At 47.9% G+C, this 13,538-nt stretch carries 10 protein-coding genes; 6 read left to right on the forward strand and 4 right to left on the reverse strand.

Going from position 1 to position 13,538, the window contains the following annotated elements; all coding sequences use genetic code 11:
- The 3 genes from ACKFKF_RS31275 to ACKFKF_RS31285 all read left to right on the forward strand — a co-directional run.
- Nucleotides 1-183 (forward strand): alpha/beta hydrolase (locus ACKFKF_RS31275; RefSeq protein ID WP_446871274.1); only part of this gene is annotated, 183 nt, incomplete at its 5' end.
- Between the two features lie 264 nt (nucleotides 184-447).
- Entirely contained in the window at nucleotides 448-747 is a 300-nt protein-coding gene (locus ACKFKF_RS31280; protein ID WP_446858428.1) for a ferredoxin, read from the forward strand.
- Nucleotides 748-1,259: 512 nt separating this feature from the next.
- Complete coding sequence (locus ACKFKF_RS31285; protein WP_446871275.1) at nucleotides 1,260-2,447, forward strand: methyltransferase domain-containing protein; 1,188 nt, start codon at nucleotides 1,260-1,262, stop codon at nucleotides 2,445-2,447.
- Between the two features lie 261 nt (nucleotides 2,448-2,708).
- On the opposite strand, the gene ACKFKF_RS31290 is transcribed toward ACKFKF_RS31285, so the two are convergent.
- A complete protein-coding gene (locus ACKFKF_RS31290) occupies nucleotides 2,709-3,089 on the reverse strand; it encodes a hypothetical protein (protein ID WP_446858426.1) in 381 nt (126 codons plus the stop codon).
- 658 nt (nucleotides 3,090-3,747) lie between these two features.
- On the opposite strand from ACKFKF_RS31290, the gene ACKFKF_RS31295 reads away from it, so the two are divergent.
- Nucleotides 3,748-6,426: a CHASE domain-containing protein gene (locus ACKFKF_RS31295; protein WP_446871276.1), complete on the forward strand. Its 2,679-nt coding sequence runs from the start codon at nucleotides 3,748-3,750 to the stop codon at nucleotides 6,424-6,426.
- A 30-nt stretch (nucleotides 6,427-6,456) separates the two neighbouring features.
- On the forward strand, nucleotides 6,457-7,341 hold the full coding sequence (locus ACKFKF_RS31300) for an ATP adenylyltransferase family protein (protein WP_446871277.1): 885 nt from the start codon (nucleotides 6,457-6,459) through the stop codon (nucleotides 7,339-7,341).
- 228 nt (nucleotides 7,342-7,569) lie between these two features.
- Here ACKFKF_RS31300 and ACKFKF_RS31305 read toward each other — a convergent pair whose 3' ends face one another.
- The 3 genes from ACKFKF_RS31305 to ppk2 form a co-directional block, all read right to left on the reverse strand.
- Entirely contained in the window at nucleotides 7,570-8,391 is an 822-nt protein-coding gene (locus ACKFKF_RS31305; RefSeq protein WP_446871278.1) for a DNA adenine methylase, read from the reverse strand.
- Nucleotides 8,392-8,819: 428 nt separating this feature from the next.
- Complete coding sequence (locus ACKFKF_RS31310) at nucleotides 8,820-10,988, reverse strand: glutamine synthetase III family protein (RefSeq protein WP_446871279.1); 2,169 nt, start codon at nucleotides 10,986-10,988, stop codon at nucleotides 8,820-8,822.
- Nucleotides 10,989-11,012: 24 nt separating this feature from the next.
- The gene (gene ppk2 / locus ACKFKF_RS31315; protein WP_446871280.1) at nucleotides 11,013-11,939 is read right to left on the reverse strand and encodes a polyphosphate kinase 2; all 927 of its coding nucleotides are present in this window, start codon (nucleotides 11,937-11,939) and stop codon (nucleotides 11,013-11,015) included.
- 678 nt (nucleotides 11,940-12,617) lie between these two features.
- Between ppk2 and ACKFKF_RS31320 the strand changes: the two genes are divergently transcribed.
- Nucleotides 12,618-13,538 (forward strand): hypothetical protein (locus ACKFKF_RS31320; protein ID WP_446871281.1); only part of this gene is annotated, 921 nt, incomplete at its 3' end.

The following is a 13,538-nucleotide window of genomic DNA, read 5'->3' on the forward strand; positions in this document are numbered from 1 at the left end:
TTGCCGATTGTCATTGTCCAGGGTCGCTATGATGTCGTCTGCCCAATGATTTCTGCCTGGGATCTCCACAAAACCCTTCCCCACGCGGATTTCATCGTCGTCTCGGACGCAGGTCACTCAATGACAGAGCCAGGAATTCGCAGTGCCTTAATTGACGCAACAGACCGCTTCGCCATTATCTAAACCCCCCCCACGCCTCCTCGCAAATGCGGGGCAAAGCCCTCCCTCACCCCTTACTCTCTTCGTCCCATAAGTATAAGTAGATTAAATGAGCACTTTTTATTACGAATCCCGTTCACTGCAACGGTAAATGGAGGGTTTAAAGCGAAAGTTTTCCCGTAGTATCAGAATTGAAGCTGACTCAACAAGCAAGCCTTTAGTAGGTAACGCAGAAGTTATGCTTTCAGATGGCTTAAGTGCCGTTTCCACTATAGAGAGGATCACCGGATGGCTAGTTTTAAAGTCACGCTCATTAATGAGGCCGAAGGGCTGAACACGACGATCGACGTTCCCGAAGACGAGTACATTCTGGATGCTGCTGAAGAGCAGGGTTTGGATCTCCCTTATTCTTGCCGTGCGGGTGCTTGCTCGACCTGTGCAGGTAAGATCACGGCGGGTACGGTTGATCAGTCGGATCAGTCTTTCTTGGATGACGACCAAATCGAGGCAGGCTATGTGCTGACGTGTGTGGCTTACCCCACCTCTGATTGCACGATCATGACCCACCAGGAAGAAGAACTTTACTAAATTCTTCTCTCAAAACAGAGGACTTTGCTGCTCCTCACGTTTTCTCTGTCTTTAAGAGAAGTTTTTGGATTGTTGAATCCTTTCGCTACTTCACGATGGAGTAGTCAAATCATTTAACCCTTAAGTTCTTTGCGAATTGCAGAAGTGCTGATCTCTTTGAGTTACCCGCAAGGGGTCGGTGCTTCTGCTTTGTTGTATCTTCTTTAAACGTTATCGATGTTATTTAACGTCAGTTCGATAGGATTTTTCGCTTCGTTATTTTGCACTTCTGCCCCCCAACCCCCCAATTTTGGGGGACTTTAAGACAAGAATTCCAGTTCAAAGTCCCTCACCTGTGGGGGATTTAGGGGGCGTTCCCGGATTTGCAGTCGGAGCGAAGTATTTCGTCGAATTCACGTTTATTTAATGCTTGATCCCAAGCAAAACGATGTTAGACGGTCGGGGTTTCCTTTCTAACAATGCAAACCACTACACTAAATGAGTGCTTTAACTTAGATAAAGGAAATGCAACCATGACTGAAACTGCGACAAACGCTCAAACGGGAATGACACCCCTGGATTATGATGTTGAACAAGCTGTACTAGAACGGTATGAAGCGGGTGCCCGTCAACCTCAAGCGGCGCTCTGCTGTCCGACGGATGGGTATGACGATCGCCTGCTCAAAATCTTGCCTCAAGAAATCGTCGAAAAAGATTATGGCTGTGGCGATCCGACTCGCTATGTGAATGAGGGCGAAACGGTTGTTGATTTGGGATCGGGCGCTGGGAAAAATTGCTATATTCTGGCGCAAAAAGTCGGTGCAGCGGGGCGGGTGATTGGCGTTGATTTTAATGATGAAATGTTGAGCCTGTCGCGCAAATATCTCGATCAGATTGGACAGACTTTGGGCTATCAAAATGTGCAGTTTGTCAAAGGTAAGATTCAAGATTTGGCGCTTGATCTCGATGTCGCTCAAGCCTGGTTAGATCAGCATCCGATCGCCACGATCGCCCAGGTTGCAAATTTTGAAATGGAATGCGATCGCTTGCGCCAAAATGATCCTTTGATCGCGAGTGACCGTGTAGATGTGGTGATTTCTAACTGTGTGTTAAATCTGGTGCGTCCTCAAGACAAACAGCAGCTTTTTCGGGAGATCTATCGTGTTTTGAAGCGAGGCGGACGGGCGGTCATCTCTGACATTGTGTGTGATGAAGATCCGACTCCAGCGATTTTGAATGATCCTGATCTATGGAGCGGCTGTATCGCAGGAGCCTTTCGAGAAAATCAGTTTTTGGAAATGTTTGAGCAAGCTGGATTTCACGGAATCGAGATTCTCACCCGTCAGACCGAACCCTGGCAAGTGGTCGATGGCATTGAGTTTCGATCGCTCACCGTTCGAGCTTTTAAGGGCAAAGATGGAGACTGCTGGGAGCGCAATCAAGCCGTCATTTACAAAGGGCCGTGGAAGGCAGTGCAGGACGACGATGGGCACACTTTTTATCGAGGAGAGCGATCGGCGGTGTGTGACAAAACTTTTCAGCTTTACACCAATTCGCTCAGTCCCTATCATGCCGATTTGATTGCAGTGCCGCCTTACCAAGAAATTCCGTTAGCGTCGGCGCAAGTGTACGACTGTTCGCGAGACGCAATTCGTCAGCCTGGTGAGACAAAAGGTTCGGGGTGTAAGGAAACGATCGCAGGCAAAGGGTCTTGCTGCTAGGGAAGAGAAATTGATAACACTCGCCCTCTGCCTTGAGAAAAGTGGTCGAAGCTGCAATTCTGTAATTGAATTAACGTGTGAATTAACGTGAATTCGATGGAGTTTTTCCGCTCCGTTATTCAGCACTTCAGCCCCCCAACCCCCCAATTCTGGGGGACTTTTGGACAAGATCTCTCGTTCAAAGTCCCCCAATTTTGGGGGATTTAGGGGGCTGAAGCCGATCGGAACGAAGCGAGTCACTCTCATCGAACTGACGTTGAACTACTTGGCGTTTCTTTCAGTTTCCTTTTGCGCTTGCTTTAGGGCTTCGATCTTGTTGTCTTCGTTGGGGTTATAGATTGCACCCTTTTGACGGACGTTGAGATCAACCGTTTCTTTAATGTTTTCGCCCAGCTTTTTGATGTTTTTGAGTCCAGTTTGACCGATCGGACGATCGGGGCTGTCTCCCAGATCTTCAGCATCTTGCTGGATCTTTTGGATCATTTTATCGGTTGCGCGATCGCCCGTCACTTGAGGCGTAGCCTGAGCCGAACTGGTCTGAAACACGGGAGAAACCAACAGCGCTACAGCCAAGACAATCGTCAAAAGCGACTGAACTGCGATCGTCGAGCCGTTTTTCAATCCATCAATGATTCTTTTCATTTACAATCTCCTTTGATTTTTGTAACGTGCAACTAAAAGCTTTGAAATTAGTACTTCTACAGCACGGTCAATACTGATAACCCCTGCATTGAGATCTAGTCACGATCGTGGTAGAGATAACATCTAAAACGCATCGTTAGTTACCAAATCTATGCACTTTAGTCAGACTAGTTAAATCAAGGTATATCTTCCTCTCCCCAAAGTGGGAAAATCAGCAATCCATTAGGTACAGGACTTGCAGATAAATTTCTCTAAATCAACCTTTTTGACCTAAAGGGTGAGGTAACAAAAGCGTTTTCCATTCCTCAGAGACGACCTTTGGTAGCCCAAAAGCTAGATGCCCAAACCATTGATTACCATCAAACTGATTAATCTATATGAATCTATATAAGTGACGAATTTAAGTTCTCTAGGCTAGAGTAATGAACATTAGTCAAGCTGATTTATTTTGTGCAATTAGTAGGGTGGAAGCGATCGCTCACTGAATAGACGCAGCTACCACGTTGATAGTTATTTAATTTGGTATTCCTGGAGGGTAACGCTTGATATAAAGTTCATCTACACCTTTCGAGCATTTGTATAGAAATTATAGAAATACATTGCCCAACCTATTTTTAATCTTCTCTTTAATCTCCTCACCATAACAGCGGAGTAACTCGTGGCTTTTGATCGACCCCAACGCCGATGGCTTCCATCCTTTATTCTGATGGGAACGCTTCTACTAACGGCCATTTATTCTTATTATGCCTTTATTACAGCTAGAGCAAAAGATCAACTGCGGTTTGAAAATGCCGTCCAGCAAACTCAAAGTAAGATTGAAAATCAGCTAGAAACCTATACTGCTTTGCTGCGGGCTAGTAGTGGATTATTTGTTGCTAGTACAAGTGTCAGTCGGCAAGACTTTCAAACCTATGTCGATCGACTTGATTTGCGACGGCGCTATCCCGGAATTCAAGGCATTGGCTATTCTGCACGAGTCTTGCCGGATCAGCTTCCCGATCTGATTGCCGAAATGCAAAACCAGGGACTTGAAAATTTTGCAGTGCGCCCCACGTTTCCTCGCAGTGAATATCATGCCATTCTCTATTTAGAACCGTCCGATGTTCGCAATCAAGCTGCGATCGGGTTCGATATGTTTACCGATGCAACTCGACGGATGGCAATGGAGAAGGCCCGCGATACAGGCAATCCGGCGGCTTCAGGGCGGGTCACGCTGATTCAGGAAATTGATGCTCAAAAACAAGCTGGGTTTCTCATCTACATGCCGATTTATCAGGGGGGGCGAGTTCCGGATACTGTGGAGGATCGCCGCGCCGCCCTACAAGGATTTGTCTATAGTCCGTTTCGGGCCGACGATTTGCTGGGGAGCATCTTTGGCGACGAATCACAACTGCTGGTTGACTTTCAGGTATATGACGGCTCAGAAGTTCGCGCAGATAAGTTGTTGCACGCGCCACCCAGAGATTATTCATCCAACACGTTTCAAACCGTCAGAAGAATCACGATCGCAGGCGAACCCTGGACACTCGTCTTCTTTCCGCGACCCGAACTAGAAATCGACTCAGAAATGCGGCGGGTGCCCTACATTCTGATCGGTAGCGCATTAGCAAGCTTTATTTTATTTTTACTGGTGCAATCGCAGATTCAAGCGAGACAATTTGCCGAACGAACCGCATTTGACTTGCAGCGATCGCAGTCTGCCCTGCGCCAAACCGAATCCCGACTTCGACGACTGATGGATGCCAACATCATTGGAATTATCATCGCCAACGTCAACGGTGAAGTGCTGGAGGCAAACGACGCTTTTCTCAACATGATTGGCTACTCTCGCGAAGAAGCGATGACGGGCGCAATCAACTGGCGAGACATCACCCCCCCTGAATATTTGCCCCTTGACGACCGGGCCCGCGAAGAAATGCAGGAGCGCGGTAGCCATGACCCCTATGAAAAAGCCTATCTTCGTCGTGATGGAACCCGTGTGCCAGTCGTGGTCGGCACTGCGCTTTTGGAAGATGGAAATTTGGGCATCGGATTTTTGCTCGACATTACCGAGCGCGTGCGTGTTGAAGACGATCGCAAACGAGCAGAAGAGGCATTACAGCGCACGAACGATCGCCTCGGTTTACTCTATGGCATGTCGAGTAGTTTGTTGTTGCAAGAGAAGCCTGGTGAGTTTATCGATCGATTATTTAATCAGCTTTCGCATCATTTACAGCTAGAAGTTTATTTGAATTATTTAATAGATGATCAGAGTCAAAAGCTTCGCCTGACTGCGTGTCATGGCATTCTTGCACCCCTGGCATTGCCCAAAGAATGGTTAGAACTGGGAGAAGGAATCTGCGGAACGGCGGCCTTACAGCGACAAGCGATCGTTCTTGAAGATGTACAACACGCCAGCGACCCCAAAGCCGAAACGATTCAAGTCTTGGGACTAACGGCCTATGCCTGCTATCCACTCTTATCGCGAGGTCATTTGCTGGGTACCTTCTCGTTTGGAACTCGCAATCGTCCTGGCTTTCATCAAGATGAATTGGCTTTGATGCAGGTGATGTGTGACCAGGTGGCGGCGGCTCTAGAACGATCGCGACTGCTGACCGACCTTCAGCGACAAACCGAGGAATTGACACAAGCCAACCGCATGAAAGACGAATTTCTCTCAGTCCTATCTCACGAATTGCGAACGCCGCTTAACTCAATGATGGGTTGGACAAAGCTGCTCCGCACGCGCAAAATGGACGAAAAGACGGCAGCCCGCGCCCTGGAAACCCTCGATCGCAATACCCATTCGCTGGCTCAGTTGATTGAAGACATTTTAGACATTTCGCGAGTGATCACCGGGAAACTGCTGTTAAATCCGATTAATCTAGATTTGGTCTCGTTAGTTGGGGCGGCGATCCAGACAATGCAGCCGACCGCAGAGGCGAAAGAGATTCGCATTCAGACTGAGTTTGAGGTTGAAAGTGTGCCCTTTTGGGGAGATGCCAATCGATTGCAGCAAGTCTTATGGAATCTGCTCTCGAACGCGATCAAGTTCACGCCCAACGGCGGACAGGTGACGATCGGAATCCGACAGCAAGATCAGATTGTGCTGTGGGTTAGCGATACGGGGCGAGGCATTGGTGCAGAATTTTTGCCGCATGTGTTTGATCGCTTCCGACAGGCAGACAGTTCGACAACTCGCGCGCATGGAGGATTGGGGTTGGGGTTGGCGATCGTTCGGCATCTGGTGGAATTGCATGGAGGAACGATTTACGCTGAAAGTCCTGGAGAAGGACAGGGAGCCACTTTTACGCTGATCCTGCCGCTTCCTGGTCAAAGTGCGATCGCCGAGTCGTAAAATTAGAACGACAAACTCTTGGGCGTGATCATGGCTGAAGATGTTCAGAAAAACCCGTCTAGCGCGTTATGGGATCGGGTGATTGAGCAGACACAACACGCGATCGCTTGTGGGTCGTTGCGGTCAATTCCCACAGATTATGAATTTGTTCAGCAGGGGAATATCCGCTTTCTGGTGCGGGTTTTATCTAATCTGGCTCGCAAAGAGATTGCTCAAAAACAAGAACAAGAAATCGCTAAAACGAATGCTGAGTTTAATCCTTTTTTACCTTATGAAAAAGACTTATTTATCGCCAGCTTATCAGAAACTCACCTCTGTTTACTCAATAAATTTAATGTAGTCGATCATCATTTGTTGATCATTACCAAAGAATTTGAGGAACAGGAATCATTACTCAATCGACAAGACTTTGCTGCTGCCTGGAAGTGTCTTTCTGAAGTAGACGGACTGATTTTTTACAACGCTGGTAAGAACGCTGGAGCCAGTCAACGACACAAACATTTGCAACTGGTGCCCTTTCCGCTCACGCCCGCAGGCTTATCGATTCCGATCGCGCCCCTATTTGTCTCGATCAGTTCTCCAGAGGTCGCTACAGTTTCAGAATTACCCTTTGCTCATGCGTTGGTCAAACTGCCTGCTACGCCATCTGATGAGACGTTGTTAGATTGCTACAATCAGTTGTTAAAAGCGGTGGGGTTGAGGCGCGATCGTCCGTCGGGTGCTTATAATCTGTTGGCGACGCGAGAGTGGATGTGGATGGTGCCGCGATCGCAGGAAAGCTTTCAGTCAATTTCTGTTAATTCGCTCGGATTTGCGGGGACTTTGTTTGTCCGAGATGAGGAGCAAATGCAGATCTTAAAGCAGCACAGCCCAATGGAGGTTTTGCGTCAGGTGGGAGTTGAGCGAGATCAATAGGTTTTGGTTAATAGATTTTAATTAATAGGTTTTGGTTAATATAGCAATCCCAAATCACTCGTGAAATGCAGACTTGATCGTGCCCCCTAAATCCCCCAACTTTGGGGGACTTTGAGCCGAGAGACTTCCTAGATTTCAAGACCCATTCCCCAGTTTCAAAGTCCCCCAGACTGGGGGATTTAGGGGGCGAAGCGGACTGGAACGGAGCGACAAAAATCTGTTCATGACTCATTTAGGATTGCTATAGTTTTTGATCAAGAGTTCTCGACCTGCAATGGCGACTTCCTGTTTGTAGTTATTCATGCCATATTGCAGTGTCCATTCAGTAATGTTGGCAAAGCTAAACAGTTGTCTAATATCAGGAGAATCGTCATAGGTAATTAACCACTTGTGCGGACATTGGCGCATATTGTCTGCAAATCGCTCATGCTCAAACCCGGTGTGCAGTTTGCCTTTGATGCCATAAAGTTTGGATTTTGTAGCGCTCAAATAGGGCGGATCAAGGAAAATAAACACGTCTTCTCCAGGTTGAAACAATAATGTTTCATAGTCGCCATGTGTAATCTGAACTGACGATAAATAGAAAGAAAGCTTTTGTAATCGGTGAATAGACGACGCTGTAAATCTGCGCTCAAACGCCTGCTGAGAATAGCCCCCCGAATCAACCGTCCCCGAAAAGGTAATACGATTGAGCACAAAGAACCGCACGGCTCGATCGAACTCACTCAGCTTCAAGTCGTCACGGGTATAGTACTCATACAACTCTCGACCGTTGGTATATTTTGTCTTGATACGATCGACTTCATTTACTAGCGATTCGATCTCATCTTTTGCATAAACCCAAAAGCAATATAAATCGAAATTTAAGTCATTGATCCAGTACTGCTTGACTTGACTATTTAATAACTGTCTTATAGCCAAAAAAACAGAGCCGCCTCCTACAAATGGTTCTCGATATTCCTTTAAGGTCAAGGGAATGTGGGGGAGAATCTGAGCGATCGCTTTTGATTTACCACCCGGATAGCGCAACGGACTTTTGGCTGAAGACATAATTATTTAATGATTTGCTCGGATCTCAATTTGTATGTTGTCGTTTCGCTGAACTTCTAGTAGTAGATTTTGACTTAGTTTTTATGTGTGGTCATTGATCGTACCCCCTAAGCAAGCTAAAGGCTAAAATTTCTGTTGGATGGGATTGGAAGTAAAAAATGGCGTTGCTGAATCAGGGGATGAATTGCCCCAAAGCGGAGGGGAACCCAAGGTTCAAAGTCTCCCAGAATGGGGGATTTAGGGGGCGAAAAGCTTGACGCTTCTCACAGATTCATCCCTTCAATCAGCAACGCCATCCTTTGCAGCACAGTAAAAAAGATGAATCCTGACCAGAAATCAACGCAGCCCCAAAAAAGCGGCCCAAGCCACCGAATCGATCGAGTGACCTGAACCGCTACCACACTCACTAAAGAGAGGCGTACAGTTCCTTACTTGACAAACAGCATTTCTTGATAAGTAGGAATCGGCCACAGATCATCTGCGACTTCACCCTCTAGCGCATCTGCATACTCGCGCACCTTATCCATTAAAGGACGAATGGTTTTCGCACAGTACTGCATATGTTCTTCTGAACTTGCAAAATCGTGTTTGCCCATCGCTGCACTGAGCTTGCTGACATTATCGATCATCGACTGCATCAGAGAAGCCACTTTTTCGGCGGGTTCCTTCTCGATCGCAATGCCAATTCCGCTCAAGTTGGCGATCGTGCTGGCCACATCCGACAAATAGCGCATCGCCGCTGGATAGATGATGGTTTTTGCCATGCTGACAACCAGTTTTGCCTCGACCTCGATCGTCTGAACGTACTGCTCTGCATAGACATCAAAGCGGCTTTCCAACTCAACCGGGGTGAGAACTCCGATGCGATCAAACAGTTCTTCGATCGCCTTGTCTTTCAACACAGGTAACGCATCTGCCGTCGTGCGAAGGTTAGGAAGACCCCGCTCCTCAGCCAGTTTGTGCCATTCTTCAGAGTAGCCATCGCCCCCAAAGACTACCGCGCTGTGCTTCTCCATCACTTCTTTGAGGACAGCAAACACCGCAGCACTCATCTCTGCGCCTTTAGACAGTTCGGCTTCTAGCTTGTCAGCTACCCAGGTGAGCGAATCAGCCAAAATCGTATTCATCGCCACCAGCGGCCCCGAAACAGACTGACCAGAGCCAACCGCCCGAAACTCAAAGCGGTTACCCGTAAAAGCAAAGGGTGAAGTCCGGTTTCTGTCTCCCGGATCTTTGACAAAAATGGGCAGAGTATCCACACCGAGATCCATCATTCCACCGTGAGCAGAATCTTTAACTTCTCCTTTGGCGATCTGCTCAAACACTTCTTCGAGTTGAGATCCTAGATAGACCGAAATGATTGCAGGAGGCGCTTCGTTAGCACCCAATCGGTGATCGTTACTCGCCGTTGCAACCACCGCCCGCAACAGTGAACCGTAGGTATGAACGCCGCGAATCACTGCCCCACAGAACAAGAGAAACTGAAGGTTTTTGTGAGGTGTGTCACCAGGATCAAGCAGATTGCCCTGAGTCGGATTGCCCACCGACCAGTTGACGTGCTTACCAGACCCATTGATGCCCGCAAACGGCTTTTCGTGCAGTAAGCAAACAAACCCATGCTTCTTGGCAGTGATTTTGAGAATCGTCATCAGCAACTGTTGGTGATCGCTGGCAACGTTCGCCGCTTCAAAAAATGGGGCGATTTCAAACTGTCCGGGAGCCACTTCGTTGTGTCTGGTTTTTGCCGGAATGCCCAACCGATACAGCCGTTCTTCAACATCCTGCATAAAGACCTGAACGCGCTCAGGAATTGCTCCAAAGTAGTGATCGTCAAACTGTTGACCTTTGGCGGCCGATTTGCCAAACAGGGTGCGACCTGTCAGCAACAAATCAGGGCGATTGTGAGCAAAGTGAGAATCCACTAAAAAGTATTCCTGCTCGGCTCCACAGCTTGAGTTGACCGTGGCTACATCGGCGTATCCCAATAGCTTTAGCACACGAGTTGCAGCTTTATTCATCGCTGAATTGGAGCGCAAAAGCGGCGTTTTCTTATCCAACGCTTCTCCAGTCCAGGAGACAAACACAGTGGGAATGCACAGGGTCATCCCGTTGTCGGTTTCCATCACATAGGCGGGACTGGTCACATCCCAGGCGGTGTAGCCACGAGCCGCATTCGTCGCCCGCAGACCCCCGTTGGGAAACGATGAGCCATCCGGTTCACCCTGGACTAACACCTTTCCGGCAAATTCAGAGATCACCGAGCCATCACTTTGTACCGAGATAAAGCCATCATGCTTTTCGGCAGTCGCATTGGTCAGTGGGTAAAAGACGTGAGCGTAGTAGAGTGCGCCTTTAGAAATGGCCCAATCTTTCATCGCAGAAGCAATGATTCCCGCGACCGAAATATCGAGCTTGCCGCCTGTCTTCAGCGTTTTTTGTACCGACTTAAACACATCCTTGGGAAGACACGCCTGCATTTTGCTCAACGTAAAGACATCCGTTGCCCAAATCGCTTCTAGACGAGACGGCACCTTCGACGGCAGAGGCGTACGATCGGTCACTTGAGAGATCGCCTTAACACGCAATTCATGACTCATAATGATTGTCCTTGGGGGTAAAAACTAGTAGGTCTGGGGCACAAAAAACTGCTCATTCCGAGGGGGACGAACATAGTCATCAGGCGCGACACGGCGAGGCGGTAACTCCATCGCTTCGGGAGTCATATCGGTGTAAGGAACTTTGCTCAAAAGGTGGCTCACACAATTCAATCGGGCGCGTTTTTTGTCGTTGGCTTCTACAGTAAACCACGGCGCTTCGGGAATATTGGTATGAGCGAACATTGTATCCTTGGCTTTAGAAAACTCCATCCAGCGATCGCGCGATTCTAAATCCATTGGGCTGAGTTTCCAGCGGCGAGCGGGATCAATGGTGCGAGACTGAAACCGTCGTTCTTGTTCGTCATCGCTCACCGAAAACCAATACTTGATCAACATGATGCCAGACCTGACCAACATTCGCTCAAACTCAGGGCACGACTGCATAAACTCGCTGTATTGCTGATCGGTACAAAAGCCCATGACATGTTCAACACCAGCCCGGTTGTACCAACTGCGATCGAACAAAACAATCTCACCTGCGGCGGGCAAATGTTCGACATAGCGCTGAAAGTACCACTGGGTTTTCTCGCGATCGGACGGCGTTCCTAAAGCGACAACTCTACACCCACGCGGGTTGAGCGGCTCGGCGATGCGCTTGATGGTGCCTCCTTTTCCGGCTGCGTCGCGTCCTTCAAACAAAATCATCAGGCGGTAGCCTGTGTGTTTGATCCAGTATTGCATCTTCACCAGTTCGGTTTGCAGGCGAACAAGCTCAATTTCGTATGCTTTTGTGCTGAGTTTGGGCGGCTCACTTGAAGTTGGGGACGACTCGATCGAGGCTCCGATCGCTGGCTCCTTGTGTTTTTTGTGTTTCTTGTGTTTTTTGGGGTGCTTCTCTTCAGAAGATTGAAGAGTTTCTTGGACTCCCAAACCATTAGGCTGTTGTTCCATGCACTAAAATCTCCTGGTAAACTAGGGCACAAAAGGGAGAAAATAGCACCTCTGAGTCCTCCCTCTCGTACACTTCCCGCTTAGGAAAGGTCTGAGAAGTATTTGCCAACGGTCAACCTGAATTTACTGAGCGCACTACGAGAACCTGGCAACCCCAAATTAGGGAAAGTTCTTGCGATCGCGCCCATTCCTTCAGACTGGCAGAAAGCACTTTCCAGACACGACTGGATGCTTCAACTCACAACGGGTACAGTCGATCAACACCCGCTCTGTTCAGCAACAATTTAGCAGTTCTGAGAATGATCTAGACCAATAAGCTAGACAACTGTAACAAACCTGACTTTCAAACTCTCATCCAATCAATGCTACAGACTTGTGAAGGTCTTTGTACTCGATACATAGTAGAAACAGAACTCTCAGGTTTTTGTATCGCACATCACTATCTGTCGAGAAATATAGGAAAAACTGAAAACTTCTTACAAATTAATCTTTTGGAAGGATGCTGTAACAAATAACACTCAGGATAAATTTAATATTCTCTCCAAACCTATGCGCCAACTCATTTTTAGGAGAATCAGGAAAAAATAAAATTATTTCTTGTAGCGAGCAATACTGATTCAAACTGCGTCACCCCCAAAGATTGTCTGTGCAACTTCCAGACGGATGTAACAGCGAACTATGACTAACTCAACAGGTGGCGAACTCAAGCCAACCCTCGGTCTGGTGGGGATCACCATCAACGCAATGGCCCTGATTGCACCAGGCGCTTTTTTGTGGACAACCTACCAACTGCAAGCGCCTCCCGATTCTGCTAAAAACATGTGGGCAGCGATCGCGCTCGCTACAATCATCGCCATGCTGACGGCAAGCTGTTATGCAACGCTCTCTAAGGCTTATCCAGAAGCTGGGGCCGGAAGTTCTTACTTTTATGCAGAGGCGGCGATTTTAGCCAAGGAAGAACATAAGCATTTTCGGTTAGCGCGACTGGCTAAGTTTGTCACGGGATGGGCAGCGCACCTCTACTACTGGGTGTATCCCGGCATTATGGTCAGCTTTATGGGAACCTTGGTCGTTTATATTGGGCAACTGTTTAACCCCAATTTTGCCTCAGATTGGTTCAGTAAGGCGCTGATTTGCGTTGTCTTTGCGGGTCTGATTGGCAGCATTGCTTTAGTGGGCGTGACAGGTTCTACGTTGATCAACATCATCATTAACGTCGTTCAAATTGCATCATTGACATTCTTAGGACTGTTGATGATTGTGTATCGCCTGGGTCATCCCAATGTGAATTATGAACATGCGAATGCGGTTAGCGTTGTAGTTCCCCATGATTTGGTTGGACTAATTTATCAGGCGACGATCGCCATTCTCCTGCTCGTTGGCTTTGAGTCAGCGACTGCGATGGCTGGAGAGTCCGTTGATCCTCGGCGAGATATTCCTAGGGGTGTCATTTTATCGTTGTTTATTCAGGCTTGTATCTGCTACTTTTTTGAGTATTTTGCAGCTAACTTTTTTATTGGAGATCAATTTATGGCTGTTGTAGACGGCAAGACGGTGACTGGGTTTGCGGCTGCGCTGGCATCAGGGGCCCCGATCGGA

The organism is Phormidesmis sp. 146-12 (assembly GCF_052939495.1).